The 22,513-nt window shown below is 41.2% G+C and carries 17 protein-coding genes and 3 pseudogenes; 1 reads left to right on the top strand and 19 read right to left on the bottom strand.

Annotated elements, in window-relative coordinates; all coding sequences use genetic code 11:
- Window positions 1-17: 17 nt before the first annotated feature.
- Both CWM22_02350 and CWM22_02345 read right to left on the bottom strand, forming a co-directional pair.
- A complete protein-coding gene (locus tag CWM22_02350; protein ID AUC90839.1) occupies window positions 18-2,186 on the bottom strand; it encodes a PTS glucose/maltose transporter subunit IIBCA in 2,169 nt (722 codons plus the stop codon).
- 36 nt (window positions 2,187-2,222) lie between these two features.
- Entirely contained in the window at window positions 2,223-3,014 is a 792-nt protein-coding gene (locus CWM22_02345; GenBank protein ID AUC90838.1) for an endonuclease, read from the bottom strand.
- A gap of 196 nt (window positions 3,015-3,210) precedes the next feature.
- Between CWM22_02345 and CWM22_02340 the strand changes: the two genes are divergently transcribed.
- On the top strand, window positions 3,211-3,918 hold the full coding sequence (locus CWM22_02340; protein ID AUC90837.1) for a GntR family transcriptional regulator: 708 nt from the start codon (window positions 3,211-3,213) through the stop codon (window positions 3,916-3,918).
- Window positions 3,919-3,974: 56 nt separating this feature from the next.
- Here the strand turns inward: CWM22_02340 and CWM22_02335 are convergent, their stop codons facing one another.
- The 17 genes and pseudogenes from CWM22_02335 to CWM22_02255 all read right to left on the bottom strand — a co-directional run bounded on the left by CWM22_02335 (window position 3,975) and on the right by CWM22_02255 (window position 22,423).
- On the bottom strand, window positions 3,975-6,239 hold the full coding sequence (locus CWM22_02335) for a glycogen/starch/alpha-glucan family phosphorylase (protein AUC90836.1): 2,265 nt from the start codon (window positions 6,237-6,239) through the stop codon (window positions 3,975-3,977).
- Window positions 6,232-7,740, bottom strand: coding sequence for a 4-alpha-glucanotransferase (gene malQ, locus CWM22_02330; protein ID AUC90835.1), 1,509 nt, complete (start codon window positions 7,738-7,740; stop codon window positions 6,232-6,234). Before malQ ends, CWM22_02335 begins: the two co-directional genes overlap by 8 nt.
- 181 nt (window positions 7,741-7,921) lie before the next feature.
- Window positions 7,922-10,021, bottom strand: coding sequence for an ATP-dependent Clp protease ATP-binding subunit (locus CWM22_02325; GenBank protein AUC90834.1), 2,100 nt, complete (start codon window positions 10,019-10,021; stop codon window positions 7,922-7,924).
- A 406-nt stretch (window positions 10,022-10,427) separates the two neighbouring features.
- Window positions 10,428-10,838: a peptide deformylase gene (locus tag CWM22_02320; GenBank protein AUC90833.1), complete on the bottom strand. Its 411-nt coding sequence runs from the start codon at window positions 10,836-10,838 to the stop codon at window positions 10,428-10,430.
- A gap of 29 nt (window positions 10,839-10,867) precedes the next feature.
- Complete coding sequence (locus CWM22_02315; GenBank protein AUC90832.1) at window positions 10,868-12,040, bottom strand: peptidoglycan branched peptide synthesis protein; 1,173 nt, start codon at window positions 12,038-12,040, stop codon at window positions 10,868-10,870.
- A complete protein-coding gene (locus CWM22_02310) occupies window positions 12,040-13,266 on the bottom strand; it encodes a UDP-N-acetylmuramoylpentapeptide-lysine N(6)-alanyltransferase (protein AUC90831.1) in 1,227 nt (408 codons plus the stop codon). Before CWM22_02310 ends, CWM22_02315 begins: the two co-directional genes overlap by 1 nt.
- Window positions 13,267-13,603: 337 nt before the next feature.
- Complete coding sequence (locus CWM22_02305) at window positions 13,604-14,323, bottom strand: MerR family transcriptional regulator (protein ID AUC90830.1); 720 nt, start codon at window positions 14,321-14,323, stop codon at window positions 13,604-13,606.
- 63 nt (window positions 14,324-14,386) lie between these two features.
- A complete protein-coding gene (locus CWM22_02300; protein AUC90829.1) occupies window positions 14,387-14,827 on the bottom strand; it encodes a hypothetical protein in 441 nt (146 codons plus the stop codon).
- Between the two features lie 3 nt (window positions 14,828-14,830).
- Window positions 14,831-16,483: a hypothetical protein gene (locus tag CWM22_02295; protein AUC90828.1), complete on the bottom strand. Its 1,653-nt coding sequence runs from the start codon at window positions 16,481-16,483 to the stop codon at window positions 14,831-14,833.
- A gap of 98 nt (window positions 16,484-16,581) precedes the next feature.
- On the bottom strand, window positions 16,582-17,670 hold the full coding sequence (locus tag CWM22_02290; protein ID AUC90827.1) for a nucleotidyltransferase: 1,089 nt from the start codon (window positions 17,668-17,670) through the stop codon (window positions 16,582-16,584).
- Window positions 17,671-17,713: 43 nt separating this feature from the next.
- Window positions 17,714-18,340: pseudogene (locus tag CWM22_02285) on the bottom strand (hypothetical protein).
- 174 nt (window positions 18,341-18,514) lie between these two features.
- Window positions 18,515-19,654 (bottom strand): annotated as a pseudogene (locus tag CWM22_02280) (hypothetical protein).
- Window positions 19,655-19,666: 12 nt separating this feature from the next.
- Window positions 19,667-20,413, bottom strand: a complete 747-nt coding sequence (locus tag CWM22_02275) for an SAM-dependent methyltransferase (GenBank protein ID AUC90826.1) — start codon at window positions 20,411-20,413, stop codon at window positions 19,667-19,669.
- 449 nt (window positions 20,414-20,862) lie between these two features.
- Window positions 20,863-21,147: pseudogene (locus tag CWM22_02270) on the bottom strand (hypothetical protein).
- 10 nt (window positions 21,148-21,157) lie between these two features.
- Complete coding sequence (gene rsfS / locus CWM22_02265) at window positions 21,158-21,511, bottom strand: ribosome silencing factor (GenBank protein ID AUC90825.1); 354 nt, start codon at window positions 21,509-21,511, stop codon at window positions 21,158-21,160.
- A gap of 1 nt (window position 21,512) precedes the next feature.
- Window positions 21,513-22,022 carry a cysteine hydrolase gene (locus CWM22_02260; protein AUC90824.1) on the bottom strand — a complete coding sequence of 170 codons (510 nt, stop codon included), beginning with the start codon at window positions 22,020-22,022 and terminating at the stop codon, window positions 21,513-21,515.
- Complete coding sequence (locus tag CWM22_02255) at window positions 22,019-22,423, bottom strand: N-acetyltransferase (protein AUC90823.1); 405 nt, start codon at window positions 22,421-22,423, stop codon at window positions 22,019-22,021. Before CWM22_02255 ends, CWM22_02260 begins: the two co-directional genes overlap by 4 nt.
- Window positions 22,424-22,513 lie beyond the last annotated feature (90 nt).

Below are 22,513 nucleotides of genomic sequence, written 5' to 3'. Positions count from 1 at the left end.
GAACTTGTCTTTTTATCTTACAACTCAACTGTCGCAACTTGGCTATCTTGACTGACCTGTCCAAGATTTTCAAGGCTGACAGATTTGATTTCTGCTGTGTTTGTGAAGGCAACGACGATGGTTGTTTCACGTCCTGCTGAGCGAATGGCTTCCAAATCTGCGACAAGGAGCAAATCCCCTGCTTCAACACGTTGACCATCTGTTACCTTAGTTGAGAATGGAGCACCGTTTAGTGCAACTGTGTCTAAACCAACGTGAACTAAAACTTCTACACCCTTGTCAGACAAAATACCGACAGCGTGTTTGGTTGGGAAGACACTGGTTACGATACCTGAAACTGGTGCGTAAACATTGCCGGAGCTAGGCTCAACTGCATAACCGTCGCCCATCATTTTTTGTGAAAAGACCGGATCTTTTACTTCTGTGATGGCAATGGCTTGCCCTTCAGCAACAGCATAAACTGCCTCGGCCACACCCTTGAATTGTGCTTCCTCAACTACTGTTTCAGTCGCAACAATTTCCGTACGAGGGATGGCTACGCCAGATTCTAGTAAGTCTTGAATGTCTGATTTGAGAACATCTGCTTTTGGTCCATAGACTGCTTGAACACCTGAGTCTTTGATAATCAAGCCCATAGCACCAGCCTGTTTCCAAGCATTTTCATCTCCAACCTGTGCCACATCTTTGACACTTACGCGAAGACGAGTCATACAAGCATCCACATCTGCGATATTATCACGACCACCAAGCAAGTTGATGATTTGTACCACTTGTGAATTAGCATCCGCAGTATCTACGTTTGAATTTGAAACCACATCTGTTGTTTCTGTATCATAGTTACCATTGCGTCCAGCTGTTGCTAGGTTGAATTTCTTAATCATAAAGTTGGCAATGAAGTACATTGCAACTGCAAAGAGGGCTGTTACCCAGATAAAGTTGAAAGCATCCATACCGATACCAGCTTTAATCGCCATCGGTGTACGTGTAAGGAATTCGATATTACCAAATGAGTGCATACGCAAATTGACAATATCCGCCATAGCAAAAGCAGCACCTTGTACAAAAGCATAAACGACATAGAGCGGCATTGCTGCAAACATGAACATAAACTCAATTGGTTCTGTTACACCTGTCAAAAAGACAGCTGCAGCAGATGAAAGGAACATACCACGGTATTTTTTCTTCTTATCCGGGTCAACATTGCGGTACATAGCGTAAGTCAATCCCATCAAAATCCCTGATGAACCAATCATTTGACCAACTTTGAAACGGGCTGGAGTAATGTTTGCAAGAAGATCATTGTACTGAGCCATATCACCAGCGTCTTTGAGGTTGATCAAGTCTGTAATCCAAGCCAACCAGAGCGGATCTTGACCAAATACTTGTGTACCTGCTTGAGCACCTGTCAAGATGTCATAGGTACCACCAAGCGATGTGTAGTTCATTGGAATGGTCAACATGTGGTGCAAACCAAATGGAAGAAGCAAACGTTCCAATGTACCATAAACAAAAGGTGCAAGAATTGGTGCTGTATCCTGTGAGCTTGCAATCCATTTACCAAAGCTATTGATTCCTGTTTGAACAACTGGCCAAAAGATAGCTAATCCTAGCGCTACAAGGACAGAACGATAGATGACAACAAACGGCACAAAGCGTTTGCCGTTAAAGAAGGTCAATACATCTGGCAACTTGCGATAGTTGTAGTATTTGTTGTATGCAGTCGCCCCAACAAAACCAGCAATAATCCCTACAAAGACACCCATGTTCAAAGCAGGTTGACCCAAGATGTTGACGAAGTAGCCTGAAACTGGAATCTCTGTTCCAAAAACAGTGGTTACGGTTGCTGCTGCATCTGCAAGCATGTCAGTCGTCACACCAAAGAAGTGACCTGTTATCAAATTAATCAAGATGAAGGCAAGACCTGCTGAGAAAGCACCGCCAGCCTTCTCCTTAGCCCAGCTACCACCGATTGCCAAGGCAAAGAGCAAGTGGAGGTTTCCGATAATCCCCCAACCGATTTGGGCAATGATATTCCCAATACGAATGAGCAATTCTGATTCAGGACTAATTAGTGGAATCGAGTTTCCGATAGAAACCATGAGACCTGCCGCCGGCATAACGGCAATCACGACCATCAAACATTTACCGAATTTTTGCCAAAATTCAAAACTAAGAAATTTTTTCATGTGTTTCTCCTAAATTTTTTCTTGGTCAGTTGACCTTTAAATACTAATGTTAACTTCCACACCAAAGTGGTCTGAAATAATGGGAAGATTATCTCCATTGAAAATCACACGACTGGATTGAACCTGTCTTTCTTGGTTTAAAAACACATAGTCCAGACGTTTTTCCTGACTATGACCTGCCCATCCATCTATGGCTTTTTCAACGGTGATACCTGCATCCTTTTCCTCTGCCAAATCATAACTATCATAAAGACCTAGATTCTTGATAGCTTGATAGGCTTGTGGATCCGACAGGGCATCCGTATTGAAATCTCCCATTAGAATTTTCAAGTGCCCCGAACTTGTCCGTTCCACAATCGAGCGGATATTATCTAGCTGATTTTCTTCTTTACTGTCAGGAAGGTTGATATGACAAGAATACAGGTCGATCAATTCCTTCTCATACAAGACCGTCAAACCGATGATTTTTCTAGATAAGATTGATGTCAGGTCTTGGTTCTGACTACAATAGAAGGCATCCACTTCGTAGACAGGTAGTTTGGTCAAGAAGGCAATCCCTTCATCGTACCTATCGTAACCAATATGGGAATTGGACCAGAAATAGGAATAGTCTGTCACTCCAAGCTCTCTTAGTTTCTCAAGCAGGACCAGACCATAATTGTCTTGCCGTAAGTCCTTGGTCACCAGAGGACTTGTCATCAACTGGTTGACTTCCTGAAGAGCAATCACATCGTATTGCTTTTGGGCAATGGTCTGAGCTAAAATATCCAATTTCTCATGCTGGTCCTCTTCTAGCCAAGCATGAACATTGACTGTTAGTAATTTCATATCTCTCCTTTCTATTTACTTAGTAAAACCTTTTCAACTTGTAGCCTTATTATAACGTAAACGTTTTCAAGTGTCAATAGTTTTACGGAATAATTTTATTGGTTTTACGTAAAAGTTTGTCTAGACTTAGAATACTGACCTTTGGCATTTTTTATGATATACTAGCGGTAAATAGCAAGCTAGGAAGTTACCCCCAATGAGTAAATACAAGAAAGTCTACGCTGACATCAAGGAAAAAATTGAACAAAATATCTGGCAGGCCAATCAAGAGATGCCTACAGAAAATGAACTGATGGAGATTTACTCCTATTCCAAGGACACCATCCGCAAGGCCCTATCGCTGTTGGAGATGGATGGCTATATCCAAAAACGTCAGGGACGAAACTCAATTATTTTGGACCATAACCTGGTCAGAAAACCATTTGTATCCGAATTGAAAACCGTCAGCGAACTCAACCGCTCTGCCCACCATCAAGTCCAGACCGAATTGACCAACCTCTATATTGTCCAAGGTCAGCCAGAGGTCATGAAAGAATTGGAAGTGGATAAAAAAACGGATCTCTACCGTGTCAGCCGCGTTCGGACTATTGATGGAGAACGATTAGAGTATGAGATTTCCTACTTTGATCGCAGAATTGTCCCCTATCTCAGTAAGGAAATCGCTGAAAAATCGATTTATCAGTATTTGGAAAACGACCTTGGCTTAGAAATTTCCCATTCCCGCCGAGAAATTTCCTTCCGCTTTGCTACGGAGGAAGAAAAAAGCCTGCTGGACCTGGCAGGCTACGACATGGTGGTCTCCGTTACCAGTACCACCTATTTAGCAGACGGCCGTCCTTTTCAGTACGGAACCATCACCTATCGACCAGACAAGGTGACCTTTGTATCTATGGCCAAACGGTAAAAACTAAATATACCAAAAAAGAATGTTCCCACTCGGAAACATTCTTTTGTTTTGGATTATTTACTGTGCCAGATGTCTTCGTTGTACTGCTCGATTGTACGGTCAGATGAGAAGAATCCAGCTTTGGCGATGTTGTGAACAACTTTCTTGTTCCATGAATCTTGATCTTCGTAGTCTGCAAAGACTTGCTCCTTGACTTCAATGTATTCAGCCAAGTCAATCAAGGTCATGAACCAGTCTTTCGAAATCAATTCATGGTGCAGACGACCAAGACGTTCTTCGTTACCAAGTGCTTTTACCTCATCGCTGACGATAAAATCAACTGCACGCTTGATATTGGCATCGCCATTGTAGTAGTCCGCAGATACGTAACCAGCCTTATCGTACAAGTCGATGATGGTATCTGAATCTTTACCAAATGTATAGATGTTGTCCATACCAGCCAACTCAGCAATCTCAACGTTGGCACCGTCCATGGTACCAAGTGTCAATGCACCGTTCAACATGAATTTCATGTTACCAGTACCTGACGCTTCTTTAGAAGCCAATGAGATTTGTTCTGAAATATCTGTTGCAGGGATGAGTTTCTCAGCAACTGTCACATTGTAGTTTTCTACCAAGTGAACGTTGAGGTACTTGCTGACTTCTGGGTCGTTGTTGATCAACTCAGACAAGCAGAGAATCAAGTGGATAATGTCTTGGGCAATCACGTAAGCTGGAGCTGCCTTACCACCGAAGATAACCGTGATTTTACGTTTTGGCAGATTACCATTCTTGATTTCAAGATACTTGTGGATGACATACAAGGCGTTCATTTGTTGGCGTTTGTACTCGTGGAAACGTTTGATTTGTGTATCAATGATAGAGTTTTCGTCCAACTCGATACCCTTATTGTCTTTCAAATAACGTTTGAGAGCCAATTTGTTGTTGTGTTTGATTTCCGCCAACTTAGCATGAACTTCTTTGTCATCAGCAAAGGCCAGCAATTTCTCAAGTTTAGTCGCATCTGTTAAGTACTCATCGCCAATCAATTCCTTGATATAGTCTGCAAGGTCTTGGTTGGCAAATTCCAACCAACGGCGGAAAGTGATACCGTTTGTTTTATTGTTGAATTTTTCTGGGTAAAGCTCGTAGAAAGCTTTCAATTCAGAGTTTTTGAGGATTTCTGTGTGAAGCGCAGCTACACCGTTCACTGAGTTAGAGAAGTGGATATCCATGTGAGCCATGTGTACACGACCTGATTCATCAATGATTTGGACTGCTGGGTCTTTAATTTCTGCACGAATAAGGGCATCCAATTCTTTGATAATATCAACCAAGTGCGGCACCACTTCTTCAAGGAACTCAAGTGGCCATTTTTCAAGTGCTTCCGCCAAGATAGTGTGGTTTGTGTAACCAGTCATATTCTTAACGATGGCAACTGCTTCCGCAAATTCAATACCATGCTTTTCAGTCAAAAGACGGATCAACTCAGGAATCACCATTGATGGGTGAGTATCGTTGATTTGCACATAAGCGTAGTCAGCCAAGTCATGCAAGTTTGAACCGCGCTCAATTGCTTCATCAATCAAAAGTTGAGCTGCATTTGATACCATGAAATATTGTTGGTAGATACGGAGCAATTCACCATTCTTATCAGAATCATCTGGGTACAAGAAGAGTGTCAAGTTTTCTTTAATATCAGTCTTGTCAAATGAAATACCGTCTGTAATCAAGTCATAGTTTACTGACTCAATATCAAACAAATTGAGGTAGTTCTTAGTCTCTTTTTTATAGCCAAGAATATCAAGACGATCCAATTTTGATTTCAAAGTGAAGTTTTTGAATGGAACATCATAGCTGATAGTTGTTGGAATCAACCAAGAATCATTTTCAATCCAGAAGTTTGGCTCTGCTTCTTGCTCATTTTTCTTAAATACTTGGCGGAAAAGACCACAGTGGTAGTTCAGACCAACACCTTCACCGTTGATAGCAAGTGTTGACATAGAATCAACGAAACATGAAGCTAGACGTCCCAAACCACCGTTACCAAGTGATGGTTCTGGTTCAACATCTTCAACCTGCGCCAATGATTTACCAGCTGCTGCCAATTCTGCTTGAATGTCTTTGTACACGCCCAAGTTAATCAAGTTGTTTGACAAGAGTTTACCGATAAGGAACTCAGCTGAGATATAGTAAACTTTACGTTTTCCTGTGTTTTTTGGTTTTGAAGCTGCAGCTTCTTTTACGTAGTTCAACAGTTGAAGATAGATTTCTTCATTTGTCAAATCAGCTAATTTCTTCGAAGTATTTGTTTCTGCAAATGTTGTAAATTTAGTCATGGTTTTCATTTCCTCGTTGGTATAGTAATGTCATTTTTGTCAAGAAGTCTTTGCGTTCTTGGGTCAAGTCTTCAGCTTTCATGCGCCATTCCCAGTTTCCACCGATAGTTGACGGCATATTCATTCGACTTTCTTCACCCAAGTCTAGGACGTCTTGCATGGTTGCAATAGCTGTATCACTCACTGTTGCAAACAGCATACGGAGCATAGCTTGGCTAACTTTTTCAATCGGCTTACGGTTGCTGTAGGCATCCACGTATTCTTGTTGTTCTGGATCAAGATTGTTGTACCAGCCATTGACAACCTCATTATCGTGAGTTCCAGTGTAGGCAACTGAATTTGGAATGCAACGGTGTGGAGCATCGATACTCTTACCCGTTACATCAAAGAAACCAAATTCTAAGATTTTCATGCCTGGATAGCCACAATCCGCAAGCAATTTGCGAGCTTTAGCGTCAATGTTTCCAAGGTCTTCTGCAATGATTGGAAGGTCTCCAAGTGTTTCTTTGACAGCCTTAAAGAGATTGTAGCCAGGACCTGGTTCCCAAGTTCCAACCTTAGCTACTTCTGCCTTACCATCAACTTGCCAGAAGTCTGAGAAACCTTTGAAATGGTCAATCCGAAGGACATCATAAAGTTTGAAACTTTCATGGATACGATAAATCCACCAGTTATAGCCTGTTTTTTCATGTTCTGGCCAATCATAAATAGGATTTCCCCATAATTGACCATCTGCCGAGAAGTTATCAGCTGGTACACCTGCTACATAAAGCGGCTTGCGTTCACTGTCCAATTTGAATAGTTGGGGTTTTGTCCACACTTCAACGCTATCAGCAGAAACATAGATTGGCATGTCTCCGATGATTTTGATGTGGTGTTTGTTGGCATATTCTTTCAATTGTTTCCATTGGCTGAAGAAGAAATACTGTGTGACTTTGTAGTAGTCGATTTGATTTGCCAATTCTAAGCGGTACTTATCAAGAGCTTCCTCGTTGCGAGCTACAACTTTTTTATCTTCCCATTCTTGGAGAGCTTTATTACCAAAGTATTCCTTGATAGCCATGAACTCAGCATAATCTGTCAACCAAGATGAGTTAGCCTTTTCAAACTCTAGAAAAGCAGCTTTCTTCTTATCATCTTGTAAAAATGCTTGAACTGCCTTCTCCAAAATTGGTCGACGAACTTGATAGATAAGAGCATAGTCTACTTTTTCAGGATTATCTCCAAAATTTACATCTTGGAAATCTTCTGTTGCCAATAAGCCATCCTCAACCAAGAGGTCAAAGTCTATCAAGTGTGTATTTCCTGCAATAGCAGAGAAAGACTGGTAAGGAGAATCTCCATAGCTTGTAGTTGTTAGTGGTAAAATCTGCCAGTAGGTTTGCTTGGTTTCCACCAAGAAATCTACAAAATCATAGGCAGACTGTCCAAAAGTACCAATACCAAACTTACCTGGAAGTGAGGTAATATGCATCAAAATTCCACTGGTACGATTTGTCATAAAAACGTTTTCCTTTCTGTCGGTTACGAATATAGTTTAACGCAAACGTTTGCATTTGTCAAGGATTTTATAAAAAAAGTTTTAATATGCTCTAGAAGGCCTATTTTATAGCATTTGTTAGCGAATAACAAAAAAGAAAAATCAGATATTTCTATCCGATTTTTCAAATTCTTCACTATTTTTAAGCAAAGCTTTGCTCTTTTATTTGGATGCTTCCATCAACCACATCCGCTTCCAGATATTTGACATCAACATGATCCAAATAGTAATCTGTTACCTTGTCTCGAATCTGATTTTCAATCACACGGCGCAGAGGACGAGCTCCCATGGCCTTGTCATAGCCTTCTTCCATCAAGAATTCTTTGGCAGCTTCCGTTACCGTTAATTGGATACCTTTCTTCGCCAGGGTATTATTGACCTGGGCCAAGAGTAATTCTACAATGGCTTTGAGATCATCTTTATCCAAGTGCTTGAATTCGATAACTGCATTGAAACGATTGAGAAACTCCGGACGGAAGAATGGTGCGATGCGGTCCATGATGTCTTGATTTTCTTCACCTTCTGCCATTCCATAACCAAAACCTGCATTAGATGTAGCGATGATAATGGTATTCTTAAAGTTAACTTGGTTGCCCTGTCCATCAGTCAAATGACCATCATCTAGCACTTGCAAGAGAAGGGTAATCACTTGCGGATCTGCCTTTTCAATCTCATCCAAGAGGACAATGGAGTAAGGATTGCGGCGGACACGTTCGGTGAGAGTATGGGAATTGTCATCGTAGCCAATGTAACCAGCTGTGGTACCGATTAATTTGGAAACGGCTGTCCGATCGCTGTATTCAGACATATCCAAACGAATAATGGCATCCTTGTTACCAAACAAGTCTAGCGCTAACTGTTTTGCCAACTCGGTCTTACCTACACCTGTCGGACCGACAAAGAGGAAGGAACCAATCGGACGGTTTCCGTCATCAAAACCTGCACGATTCCGACGAATGGCACGGGATACAGCTTCCACCGCATCGTCTTGACCGATAACCTTAGCTGCCAGACGATTTTTCAATTCCTTGAGTCGTTCGATATCTGAGGCTCCCATTTGGGAAACAGGAATACCTGTCATGCGTTCAACTGCTTGAGCCACATCATTAACAGTCGCCACCACTTTCTGTTGCTCTGTATGATTATCAATCTGCTTTTGTAGCTTATCAATACGGACCTTTTCATTCAAGGCTTTTTCATAATCCTCTTTTTCAGCCGCTTCCAACTGCAACTGTTTTGCCTCAGCCATTTCTGCTTCCAAGGTCTGAATATCTGTCACAGGATGTTGTGCAGCCAAGTGTGCAGCGGTCACATCGACCAGGTCAATAGCCTTATCAGGCAAGCTACGTTGTGGAATATATTGGACGGAATAATCAACCGCAGCTCTCAAAACCTCATCTGGCAATTCAATATTGTGGTGGGCTTCATAAAGCGGCTTGATCCCTTTCAAAATCTGGTAGGTGTCTTCTGCGGACGGAGCATTAACCTTGACTTCATTGAAACGACGAGCCAGAGCGGCGTTCTTGTGAATGGTATTGCGGTATTCGTCCTGTGTAGTGGCACCGATAACCGTCAATTCCCCACGGGATAAAGCTGGTTTGAGAATATCCGCTAAACCCTTGGAACCTGAGTCTCCGCCAGTGCTACCAGCTCCCAAAATCTGATGAATTTCATCAAAGAAGAGAATGATATTTCCTGCTTTTTTGACTTCATCCACAAGATTTTGCACATTTTCCTCAAAAGCTCCACGATACTGAGTCCCAGCTTCCAAGCCTGAAATGTCGATGGAGATGATTTCCTTGTTCTTAATAGCTGCTGGCACATCACCATTGACAATGGCTTGAGCCAAGCCTTCTACTACCGCTGTCTTTCCGACACCCGCATCACCGACCAGAACAGGGTTGTTCTTGGTACGACGAGCTAGGATTTCAGAGGTTTCTTGGATTTCCTTGTTTCGTCCAATGACTGGATCCAACTTACCTTCACGCGCATCTTGGGTCAAATTGCGGCCAAGTTTTGCAAGAATCCCGTCTGACTTTATCTGACCTTTAGCCTGTGTTTGAGCCACTTCTTCTGTCTGTGGCAGGCGACCAGTCTGACGGTACATAGCAAATTCTTCTGGTGTCACTTCACGCCCATTGATAGAATAACGGCGACGTTCTGTGCTGTAGCCACCCATGTTGCCCATGAGTTGATTGAAAATGTCGTCCATATTGTTAAAGTTATTGAAATTGTTGTTCATAGTAGTTACCTCATTTATAAATTCTATTTTTTGACTTTTACTGACCTTTGTTTTAAAAAAATTGATTTAGTCTTTTAGTTTGCTTTTAGTACTAGGCAACGAGCTGAAGGCAGTACTGGAGTACGGCAAAGCGAGTTAACGCAGTAATAAAAGATAAACTAAATGACGCTAATAGGGTATAATCCTGTCTTTCATCCTAACCTCCTTAGAAGTTTGTCTTTTACTGACCAATAGGTTCAAGAGTAAGTCAAACCGTTCTAGTTTGACCTAAACTGACCTTTTAATCAAAGAATTCGTAAGGACCTTTACCTTACGAATCTTATTCTACATCATTGGTCAGTAAAAGTCAATAGGTTTGTTTGACCTTTTTTGACTTTTTGATAAAAAAATCTACCTGACGGTAGATTTAGATGATAATCCCTTCCAAATGATCCAGTTCATGCTGAACAATCTGGGCTTGGAAGTCTGTCAGCTTTAGGCTCTGCTTTTTCCAAGAAGCATCAAAAAACTCCACTTCAATCTCCTGATAGCGTGTCATCAGGCGGGTACCTTCCAGCGACAGGCAGCCTTCCTCGGTCTGATAGGGCTTGGCCTTGCTGATGAGGACGGGATTGTACATGATCAGGTTGGTAAAACCCATGTTGACGATGATAATCCGCTTTTTGATGCCAATCATGTTGGCCGCCATGCCCACGCAGGCGTGAGCGTTGGCTGACAAAGTATCCTGCAAATCCTGACCGACCTGTACATCTAGCTGAGTCGCAGGCTCAGACTTTTGTTGCAGGAAGAAAATATCTTTCATAATGGGTTGAATCATGGGAACCTCTTTCGATAAAGTATATAGTATTATTTTACTATTTTTTTGATAATTTGAATTATTTTATGCTTTATCGGATGAGGATAGTAACGAAAAGTACCAGCTTTTCTCAAAATATACCCATTAAAATTTTGCTTAAAGCGAAGAACACCATCTGAGCTGTCGAATATCCCTTGAATACCAAGGAAATTATAACGCTTAAGATTTCGTTTTATTGCACGTTGCATCGCCTCATATTGAAGTAAGAAAGGTGCAGATAGGCTTTGAAACTCTGAATATGAGCCACCAAAAAGATAAGTTGCCTCATTCACATCATAAATTATCAGTGCACATGCCAAAAAAATAGGAGCTGTCTGAGTTTGATTTAAAATATTTTGAACCACCTCTTGTTTTTTCAACAATTTCTGCACTTGCTGTGCATACTGTTTTGAATTTCTATCACTTGTTTCTATTTCCTTTTCAATTTGCTTTAGACTGGCTTTCGGGTCAAGTTCTGCAACTAAAAAATCTGCCTGTGTACCAAAGCTTTCAAAAAGACTGTTATAGTAACCACTATCTCTATCTTCAAAGCCTTGTCTAGCTCCAGTTTCCTCAATTATTTTTTTGAAATCTGAAAGCTCCTTATGATTGATGCTACGAATCCTGATACCGTAACTTTCTGAATTTTTTATGTTTCGTTTACTATTTTTATTGTAGGATTGCAATAACGACGTTGTTGAATACCCTTGCAAATCCTTCACATAATGCCAAACAGGCTCTCCATTTGGATAACCTGTTTGTAAGCCATCATGTTTAAATCCAACTTGCACCAGCTTCTCAATTAGTTGAGTATCTGCTTCACTCATTGGACTCCCTACACTATCAAAGAGTTGATAGGCTTGGGAAGGCTTGACCACCAATTCAAGTACGCCTTCACGCTTCGCATAGTTTTTTAAAGATTGATAAAATTCCTCCAAATAAGCATCATCGGTAACCAGCGGTCCAGAATTTAATTCCATATACAAACCACCAGCCATCTTCTTACAGAAAAGCAAAGTAGAAATAACGATTTCTGATTGTGAATTTTTAAAACCAGCATAGCGAACATCATATCCTCGCTTGGATAGCAATCCGGCCATCTCAATAGATTGAAAAAATGATTTTTCATTTACTTGTTCACAATGCTTTAAAAATTCTTCTTTAGTTATTTGACAAAAAGTCATTATTTTTTCTTCCTTAATTTTTTTCTAATTTCCAGTAAAACTTGAAAAATCTTATATAATATTGGCGAAACAATAAGATCGAATTCCCCAATATACTCTTCTACTACTGGATTCAAATGTGATTTAAAGTGATAAAGGCCTCCGTCTAAAGTTGGCTCTATTCCTCCTAAATTTTGCCATTTCACACCTCGTTCGAAAGCATACTTTGCTGTCTCCACCCATGTTAGTAAAGCAGGCTGATAATGTTTAAACTTTTCATCCATACCAGCATAGATAATTTCAGATGTTCCTGCAAAATCAATTGTCAAAGTACCAGCCAATGGAACTAACTTACTCCCGTTACGAATCAGAGAATTTATCATTTCTAATTCTGTATTTATTCTTCGGGTTTCTTTTTTATAATTGTCAATCTTCGATTGTTTTGTAGTGGAGGTGAAAGTCATGGCTTCTTTTACTAATTTTTCTTCAAGATAAGATAACTGTTCATATCTCTTTGCTAAATCCAAATAGGCAACTACAATATAAGAATTTTCTGGATAGGCATTCAATATTTTTTGATAATACTCTCTCCCCCGCAAGCGAATAGATTTGCGCTCCTCAGTCTTTTTTAATAGCTCTGAAAAATCTCTTAACAATTCCTCACGACCAATTCGAATCTCAATACCTTTATTACGCGCCGACCGAATATTTTGTCGAACTCGTTTATTTAGTGATTCCTCTGAGAAGGATTCGCTATACAATACTGCATGACAAGTAGGTTGGATTGTAGCCGACATGGTCTGCACTCGACCAGACCAAATACCTCCCAAATCAACAATCCTATCTTTGACGGCAAGTACATTTAATTCTTCTTCCCTATCTCCTGTTATAGTTTTACTAGATAGTCGAATAAATGGATCGAATTTTATAACAACACTGCGTTCTCGGAGGGCAAATTCTTTAATGGACTTAAATACAAATGATACTAATTCAGCATCTTCATAATCCATTACAGGACCTCTTGGTATATAAATCATCGTAAAACCAAATGGTACTACCAACCTTCTGATAAGAAGAGAAGCAACTGCCACTAATTGTCCATCTTTAAAAAAGCCTAGTCTCTCATTTCGCCACTCACTTTTTACGGTTGCCCACTGACTACTCTGCAACAGGTTAGCCTGTGGTGATTGCTTTACAAATGAATCATGTTCCTCAGCAGATATACCTATTTTATAAGTGTAAAACATTAATTATTCCCCTTGTTCATAATTACTTTTAACGCTAATTAGGAAGGGCTTGCCCGTAGTGTCAAGCCCTGCTATACTAGTATAGCAGGGCTTGCCCGTAGTGTCAAGCCCTGCTATACTAGTATAGCAAGCGATTTTGTCAAGTATTTTTACTCAATCATAAAAAAATAATAATGTTTTATTTGTGCCAAGAAATCACTTGTGCATATATATAATCGTTTTGTTTTGCTTCTAATATTTTAAAATTTAGCAATGTACCTCCAAGTCATAATTGAATTGATATATACATAGCCAAGATGAACATAAAAAAGCCTAGTTCTCACTAGACTTTTCTTATTTATTTTCCACAATAAATCGCAATCGCTTGACTGACAAAGGACGCTGTACCTTCTCCTCCCACTTGATCAATAAATTGAGTAAACCGGTTATCTGCAATATACATTTGTCCTAGACTTGCTAGAATTTCATTGGTACAATTATAAAAATTCTCACTAATATAAGCTTTAAGAACCTCTACCTGTTTCTGAACTTTAGAATCATCAGCTGATAATTTTTTCAATTGTCCAAATTCCATCATAATACCAGACATTTCTGCACTTATCTGAGCAAACCTTTCCTGATTCGTCTTAGCAGAAAATTCCTGAAAAGCTGCGGTATTACCCCATCTTTCTTTAGCTTCCTCCTGGAAAGCCAACAAATCTGACTTATCAAACACTTCAAAATTCATGTAATTTTCTCCCTTCTGCTGTAAAGACTTGGCATGCTTTATGACTTTTTCCAAGTGTTTCTTTTTCAACTCCAGTAATCTAATCTGGTCTTTCAAAGCTGACTCTCTGTCATAAGCTACATTCCCTACAATTTTTTTAATTTCTTTGAGAGGAAATTCCAATTCACGAAAAAGTAAGATTTCTTGCAACTTTTCAAACGCCTCATTATCATAATAACGATATCCATTTTCCGCAATAAAACTAGGTGTCAGCAAATTTATTTCATCGTAATAATGAAGTGTGCGCACGCTGATACCTGAAAGCTGACTCATTTCCTTCACTGTTTTCATGGGTAATCTCCTCTCATAAATAGCAGTATAATCTATGACCTAGCGTTAGAGTCAAGGAAAAAATTACATTTTTTTCAGTCGGTTATTCACAATAGCAATTTCATTTTCTTGACACCAGTCCAGTACAAGTTCTTTGTAGCATTGTGCCTCAAAAACATACCAATCTTCCAAACGGTCACATCTCTCTAACTCATTCTTAAAACGTCTAAAAGCACCGCGCCCTCGAATAGCTCGAGACAGGCGGTCAGATAAGTCACCTTCAGGCAAATGATAAACATAACGCTCCATGAATGCGTAGGGATTGAAGTCATAATAGGTCGGCAGCCGTACGAACCTTCCCGTCACATCCTCCTCAATCTCTTCTTCTAAACCTTCACAGGATTCAAGCCCCGTTTCCTCAACAGACAGGTAGACTAATTCATCTAAATAGCTATCATAATAGTACCTATCACCTTGACTCAGCATCTGCAATGCATCGACCACATCTTGAAACCAAACTGCCATATCCTACCACCTCACTGCATCTAATTCCTCTATCATGGCTTTGCGTCGCGGATACTGGACTTTCCACGAGGTGCGAAGACTTGCACTCACCACTTTTCCATCAGGTAAACCTGCAATTTTTACCAAATACCCTGCCAACTGACGATAGCGATTGCGACTACTAGCCACATCCATTTGCTGACAAATAGCTTGAGCGTAAGCATCTCGTAATTGCTCAGGCAGTTTCTCTGATAAATAGTTCTCAAACCGGTCCAAATTTTCTAAGAACCAATAACTGGCTGTAATGCGGTCCAATAATTCCTGCGGTCGGTCTGCCAATTGCAACAATTTCAACTGCTGCGACTGGAAACGACCATCCTCCAGCAAATCATCTAAGTAGCTCTGCCATTCTTCCCTAGAAACATAGTCCCGTAACTCCTCTACCAGCTTCAAATCTGTATCACCAGCAGAGAAAATCATCTCCAGCAATTCTTCTCTGACCTTGTCATCCTGCCCCTGAGAACGATAGATGTCCCGTAGCTGCTGGCTATAATCCGACACCAGTCCCCTGTACTGGGCATCCAGGCGCTTACTTTCCTGCAAGAGGTGAACGGCACGGTCTAGATGCTGATTTGCTACAGCCTGGGCAATGGCTAGTTTACGAAGTCCAGCCACCTCCCAATGATTGGCCTGGAAGGTCAGCAAGTCTGCCTCACTAGAGTCCAACTGAACCAACAACCTGTAACAGAGCAAGGCAAATCGGTCACGACGGAATTTCCATGACCAAGAGGACTTGTCTCCTCCTTCTATCGCTTGTAAGACCGCTTGAAAATAGGTCAATTTCTGCTCAAGGAAATGTTCTTCTTGAAACTCTGTTTCTACAAATTCCATGAGAAGGTCTTCTGCAACCTCATAGCCACTTAGCTGTTCTAAGCACCAGTCTAGTAATTCTTGGACAATCTTATCCGGAGCTACAGTCAATAAATTCTGCCAGTAGCCAGTAAGTATATAAAGCAGACTACCAGTCGTTCCATTGGAATCATCCAACTCTTGCTGGCAAATCTGATGGTAAAAGGCATCTGATACAGCCAAGAAATTCGCATACTCACACCTATCCAGCAACGGCTGGAGATACTGATGCATGGCCTTTTCCACGGCCCGTTCGTAATCCCTAGTCTGCCTATACTCTATAAAGCCCGTACGCCTGTCCTCAAAAGGCAAACCCAAGTCTCTGATTTCCTTTTTCACATCTTCCACTTGCTGAGGTGTTAGCTGGGATGAGAAACGCAGTTGAATTCGATTAGCCAGTTCCCTATCTTCTTGAGCCAATTCAAGAACAAAAGCCCGTAGTTGCTCAACTGTCAGTTTATCCAGGAGCTGGGCAAGTGACACATCTTTACCCTCAAGAGCTGGCTGGCTATCTAATTCAGAAATAGCAAACAAGACTGCTGCCATATGCTTGCAGTGGTTCATTTCTTGAGCATATGGACACTCACACCACATATTGACCAGCTGACCGTGCTCAAAGCTAATCTCCACCTCATAGACTTGACTACCAGAGACAAGGGCATAGTAACCCTCACCTACCTCTTCAAGCCCTTGAACAGCATCGTCTAAAAATAAACTGCAGCCCCTATCTACAATGTGAGGCTTAAAATAGTCCATCCAGTTTTCCATGATTTATTTCCTTTGATTTTGCTACTTAAATTATACAAAAAAAATAGGAATTTTTTCAAGTCAACGACAAAAACTTCCCATTCTTTATTGCATTCATCTCACTCCACCCTCACTGGCACGCGCCCATAGGTCTGCTCTGCTATTGCGTCAGCACCCAATTGATAGACTGCGTCTGCCTGCTGGGTCAGGCTGTCCCAGGGCTCTTTGCCGATCCGCGTCACCAGGTCCACCCGCTCCTTGACGTTCTTGAGATAGGCCTGGCCTCGAGCTGAAAAGCCTAGGACATGGACCGCATCTGGCAAGGGAGTTTCCACCGCATTGACCAGGATGTAGGTCAGCACCCGCCGCACCCGCGCCTTAGTGTAGCGCTTGGTCGCAACAGCTTCCACTAACTCCTCCACGGTCGCTACGCTCCCAATGGCAGAGCGGATACGACTGGCTAGTTCTTCGTTGACCTGAAAGACCTGACTGAGATCTGGGTGGGTCGCAATCTGGTAGCGGAGCAGGGGAAAATAATCCTTCCAGCTTACCTTGGTCGCCTCTTCAAAGAGACTGGCAGACGGTAAAAAGTCACGAACCAAGTCCAGCTGGTCAGCACCCTTGCGGATAGCTGTCGCCGAGGCGTAGGACGTTTCCACCTCTTCCGAATGAAAACCAGCTCCCTGCCGTTGAACAGGGCTGAGATGAATGCCTGTTCCAGCCACTGCCTTAGCGTAAGCTAGAGCCAGAATATGGTTGGGCGTGTCACCTGTGAAGGTTAGTCCCGCAAATTCCTGCCACATAGCCTGGGTCTTCTGTGGATAAGAGAGATGGTCTGGCAAGTTTTTCACAAAATTTTCCATTTCCTCAGACTTATCCACATAGATATCCGCAATTTTCTGATAATCCAGCATTTCTTCCGTACCGAAAACCAGTTTTTCCACACCTAGCCTGTGTAAAATACTGATTGCTCCTTTGGCAAAATGGTCAGCCGACTGGACCGACACCAAAAAGGGCATCTCGACAACAAGATCTGCCCCGTGTTCCAAAGCCATCTGAGCCCGTGTCCACTTATCCACAATAGCTGGCTCGCCCCGTTGCATAAAATTGCCAGACATAACCACAATTTTCAAGCCTTCCGCCTGTTCCAGCAGGTATTTATGCCCTGTATGAAAAGGATTGTATTCTGCTATTATCCCTGAAATCATGCCCTACCTCCTAGACTTTATTCAACCATCTCCAACCTAATACCTAAATTACAGCAAATTCTTTTTCTGCAATCTGTACTGCTTCAAGTATATCCTCTTCTGCTAAAACCGTGCGTTTTGAGATAACTCTTTCAACCTCTCGTTCAATTATTGACTCTCTAGTAAACATCCTATTTTTAACAGATTGCTTTTTCTGGAACATGTCTTTAAGTCGTTCTCCTAATTTCTTATCGAAGATATTATTTTGAATTTCTTTAAACTCTTCTTCTGAAAGCGCCATAGCCATAACAATATCAATAAATTCTTCTTTTAGAATTGCAAACATCTCAATTCTGTCATCTTCTATAAAGTTGTCTAAAACAACCTTAGAACCAACAGCAGCCAATGTTCCACCAGCTACTGCACCTACAAATGACCCAACTGGACCTAAAAATGCTCCAGCAACCGCACCACCTGCAACTCCACCTAGTAAGCCTGATCCTGCTACTAGGCTATTCTTTAATAACTGTTGGCTAGATATTCTACCTTGCAGTAGATCAAATACGTCCGGACCTACAGTAATTCCGAATGAAATAATTCCTGCTGCTTGTCTAGCAACAGTATTGGCTGCGACATTCTTAACTGTTTGATCAGCGATTTTTTTAGTAAGAATTTTTCCAATTTGTTGAGAAGCTGTGTATATAGCCGCTCCCAACAATATCGTTTTTACTCCAGAATAGATTGCTGATTTTGCAGCTTCTTCAGTATCTTTTCCAGCCCATTTTTCCATTGCAAAAACAAGGACAAAGCTTATTCCTGCAGCTGGAATAGATTGAATAGCTCCATCAATGGCATCATATTTTAATGAAACAATATTTCCGCCCTTGGCAACCAGTTTTGCCTCATTATAAGTAACATTCCCTTTTCTAATAATCAGATAGGCATCATCAGGCTCACTATGACCCGGAACTTTTCCAGCTTTTATTTTTTTCTTCATGAGTTGAATTGATTCATTATACTGGTCTTTAGGAACTTCTAACTGCATCCCCTTATAACGGTATTCTCCTCCATTAGCCTTATCAAATGCTGCATTTATCGTTCCACTAGCTTTTGCATAGTATTTTGTTTGAATTTTTTGATTTCCAACAATTCTATCTGCCCCATTTTTGACATTATCTCTCCCTACTTGCTCTACTTTTTGGAAAGGATACTTTATCTTGTCTATTACATTATTAGCATATTCAGCTGCATGCCCATGTCCTTGTGGAGCTTTTGCGATAGCATTAAATTGAATATCTTTCAAATGAGAACCTAACATCATATTTAAACCTATAATTGATCCTATTTTAGTCCCATTTTGAAAATTCTCGGTATGAAAATCATTTTTTTGCAAACGATCAATAACTTTTTCTAAATAGTTTTCATGTAAATCTGCCGTATAACCTGTTTTAATAATTTCGTTTAAATTTGCAACTATATTTTTTTGTTGAGCGTCATCAAATTGGAAAGATAGTCTCTCAATCTTATTAGGATAAAAAAGTAGAATTTTTTTACCCTTACAAGAAATCTTCCATAAACCTTTTAAAGGGAAAAACTTTTTGCTAATTTTATACTTAATATCAGCGTCATTATTGCTATTTTCGATTTGTTCTCTAAAATAAAATCCATCCTGAGTTAACAACAAACCATATTCCAAAAACTCCTCGTCAATTTTGCTCCTAATAGGACTATAGCCAAAAATCTCCAAATTCTCTACGTCATTAACTGTACAAACAAAATCTTTGCTCCCCAATATAAACCATCTAGCCCGACCGTAGGGAATCTGCGTACTAAAATATTCAAAAGACTCGGCTAATTTGCATAAATAATCACGAATAATATCTTCATTGTATTCATGTATTTGACGACTTGATTTTAACCATATTTGAAACAAAGCTACATAAACTAATAATAACAATAAAAGAATAACAAATATTGCAACCAAGATAATGATAGCTACATTCATATCCAATACCGCCTATTTCTTCTTACACTTGAAAAACCACCGCTGGCTGATTTCTGTCGGAGCTTGATCTTCAAAGTCCGCAAAGACTTCCACAGATGCAAATCCAGCTTCTTTCAAACATTCCACATAGGTTTCAATCGGATAGGTCCGCTCTTCGTGAACTTCATCCCGACGGATAAATCGCTCCTCTTGACTGTCCTTATCTTTGACAAAGAAGGTCAATTCATGAACAATGGAATGCTCTTGCTCACCCTCATAGGTATCCCAGACAAAGGCAAAATCCTCATAGTTTTCATGGTAGCTATAGCCTGCAAATACTTCCTCCATTTGATAGATGGAGTGAACGTCAAAAAGGAAAGTACCACCTTGATTGAGAACAGAGTGAACTCCTTCAAAGACCCGCAAAACAGCTTCTTGGTCTACCATATAGCACAGACTGTCCGAGTAACAGGTCACCGCATCGAAATCTCCCACACCTTCCAGAGCCATCATGTCTGCCTGGGCTAACTCCATCATGACACCAGCAGCTTCTGCCTTCTTCTGGGCCAATTCCAACATCTCATAGGACAGGTCAAGCCCAGTCACTTCAAAGCCCTTTTGAGCAAAACGTACAGCCTGAATCCCTGTCCCACAGGCCAATTCTAAAATTGTCTTGGTGTCTTGCGGCAAGTTCCGCAAGCTAAAATCTGTCCATTTATCATACAAGCTGTCATCCATGATTTCATCATAGACCGCCGCAAAGGTTTCATAAGTTGCCATATATCCTTCCTTCTTTTCGATGAAAAAACAGTCTTACGACTGTCTTAGGCCAGAAGCCAACTCCCTGCTAAGAGGTAAAGAGCTAAATCCAAGGTAAAGACACCAGCTAAGATATAAATAAGCCCCGTCAGTCCCCTATTTAGTATTGGACGATACTTGTCCATGAAAGCATTGAATTCTAGAACAAATTTCTCATGCTGGTTGAAAATCACAGCAATAGTGAGGAGAAAGAGTGGAGCTTGACTCAGCAAGACCCAGATTGTACTGTAAAGCAAGGACAAGAGAAAATGATTGCGATGTCCAGATATGGCTAAGACTGCGAGAAAACTAGGGTCAGTCGGAGCAGTAAAAACCATAAAGACTACGCCAGCCCAGATACCTGTTATCTTCTTTTCGCTTTGATTCTCTTTGATTTCTTTTTGATTGTCACGGCGAATGCCCCAATAAATCAAGAGAGCGATGAGGGCGACATCAATCCAAACCCAACTGGCATCAGGCAGTTGATTGATAGCTGTGCCGACTTCCCCAATAAAGTCGCTCAGTTTATTGAGACTAGATCCTAAAAGTGTCGATAAGGCCACACCTAGCAGGGTTGTACCAAAGAGAACAAGCCCTGCAAAAAGAACTGCTTGACGCTTGCTTCCACCAGTAGCAAGCTGTGCCATAAGCATCAACATACCAACAGGGTCTATGCCCGCTAACCCCAACCCTAAAACGGTTACTAAATTTGCCATAAAGCTCTCCCTATCCTAGGTACTCCGATACTTCCAAGAAGCTGCCTTCATGCCATAATTTTTCAAGGTTGTAGAGGTCACGCATTTCTTCTGAGAAAATATGAACGACAACGCCTCCAAGGTCCAATAGGACCCAGCCACCGTTACTATCGCCTTCTACACGGCTACTCTTGATTCCAACATCCGCTACCTTTTCACGGATATTTTCCGCAATAGCCTCCAACTGGCGACTGTTCATAGAGCTGGCAATCACAAAGTAGTCTGTCAGGCTGGTCACGCCTTGAACATCAATTACAACAAGGTCCTCAGCTCGCTTGTCATCAGCAGCCTGAACCACAACTTTTACTAAATCTAGTTCTTTCATCTTATCCTCTAATTATATTTTCTAATTTATCCACCTGGGCAAAATTCCATGACCAGATGTTTTGGTAGTGGTCAATCAAGTCTTCGGCATCCAATTTGCCTGAATAACCTGTCGTCGTTCCGTCCCGAATCACAGCTACCTTGTAGCCTAGTTCAAAGACTACTTTAATCGTCGTATCAATGCAAAAATTGGTCGCCATGCCCATGATAATGAGCTGCTCAATTCCCTTTTCCTGCAAATAAGCATGAAGCCCCGTTTCCTTGAAGGCACTGTTAAAGGTCTTATCGAAAATCTTCTCACTAGCTAAGGGTGCAACAGTTGAGTGAATCTCCCAGTCAGCAGTCCCCTTGACCAATTCCTGATCATGATGGCGGACATGGATGACTTCTATCCCCGCTTGACGAGCCTGAGCAAGGCTATCTTGCCAGAGGGCTAATCGCTCTTCAATGGCATAAGGTTTTTCCTCCACTAGAAGGTTTTGAATGTCAATGACTAACAATGCAGATTTCATAGCTTAACACCAGGCGTTTCCAAACGGAAGACCAATTCCCTTTCTTCTTCACTATCCAAGACAAAATCATTTTTCTCTAAGAGATGAGCCATCTTCTGATTGCCCTTAACATAAGCTGCAATCAAATGGTCGCAGACAGGATGTGATTGAGCCATTGCTATTACGACCTCCAAAGCCGCCTGACCATAGCCCTTCCCCTGAAATTCTTGACCAATCATAAACCGCCAGAGCATATACTGCTGTATGTCTTCATCAATGTCAATCAAGGCAAAACCAACCACCTGTTCATCCGCCCAGATGGCATAGGGGAAGACATCCCCGTTTTCTCTGTAAAGCCAAGCGTCAGCGAGTGAACGCACGTTTGGAGCCACGAAGCCCTTGTCCTCCTCGGCTACTGTCAAGTCTAAGACTATTTGATAGGAACGTTCATCAAGATATTTTATAGCCTTTTAGTTTACTTTTAGTACTAGGCAATGAGCTGCAGGCTGTAC

Source organism: Streptococcus suis (assembly GCA_002831545.1).
Classification (GTDB): Bacteria; Bacillota; Bacilli; order Lactobacillales; family Streptococcaceae; genus Streptococcus; species Streptococcus suis_P.
This window is presented reverse-complemented; position numbering and strand designations above follow the sequence as displayed.

Coding starts and splice junctions, on each gene's coding strand:
- CWM22_02350 (AUC90839.1), bottom strand. CDS start 2,186: ATGAAAAAATTTCTTAGTTTTGAATTTTGGCAAAAATTCGGTAAATGT.
- CWM22_02345 (AUC90838.1), bottom strand. CDS start 3,014: ATGAAATTACTAACAGTCAATGTTCATGCTTGGCTAGAAGAGGACCAG.
- CWM22_02340 (AUC90837.1), top strand. CDS start 3,211: ATGAGTAAATACAAGAAAGTCTACGCTGACATCAAGGAAAAAATTGAA.
- CWM22_02335 (AUC90836.1), bottom strand. CDS start 6,239: ATGACTAAATTTACAACATTTGCAGAAACAAATACTTCGAAGAAATTA.
- malQ (AUC90835.1), bottom strand. CDS start 7,740: ATGACAAATCGTACCAGTGGAATTTTGATGCATATTACCTCACTTCCA.
- CWM22_02325 (AUC90834.1), bottom strand. CDS start 10,021: ATGAACAACAATTTCAATAACTTTAACAATATGGACGACATTTTCAAT.
- CWM22_02320 (AUC90833.1), bottom strand. CDS start 10,838: ATGATTCAACCCATTATGAAAGATATTTTCTTCCTGCAACAAAAGTCT.
- CWM22_02315 (AUC90832.1), bottom strand. CDS start 12,040: ATGACTTTTTGTCAAATAACTAAAGAAGAATTTTTAAAGCATTGTGAA.
- CWM22_02310 (AUC90831.1), bottom strand. CDS start 13,266: ATGTTTTACACTTATAAAATAGGTATATCTGCTGAGGAACATGATTCA.
- CWM22_02305 (AUC90830.1), bottom strand. CDS start 14,323: ATGAAAACAGTGAAGGAAATGAGTCAGCTTTCAGGTATCAGCGTGCGC.
- CWM22_02300 (AUC90829.1), bottom strand. CDS start 14,827: ATGGCAGTTTGGTTTCAAGATGTGGTCGATGCATTGCAGATGCTGAGT.
- CWM22_02295 (AUC90828.1), bottom strand. CDS start 16,483: ATGGAAAACTGGATGGACTATTTTAAGCCTCACATTGTAGATAGGGGC.
- CWM22_02290 (AUC90827.1), bottom strand. CDS start 17,670: ATGATTTCAGGGATAATAGCAGAATACAATCCTTTTCATACAGGGCAT.
- CWM22_02275 (AUC90826.1), bottom strand. CDS start 20,413: ATGGCAACTTATGAAACCTTTGCGGCGGTCTATGATGAAATCATGGAT.
- rsfS (AUC90825.1), bottom strand. CDS start 21,511: ATGAAAGAACTAGATTTAGTAAAAGTTGTGGTTCAGGCTGCTGATGAC.
- CWM22_02260 (AUC90824.1), bottom strand. CDS start 22,022: ATGAAATCTGCATTGTTAGTCATTGACATTCAAAACCTTCTAGTGGAG.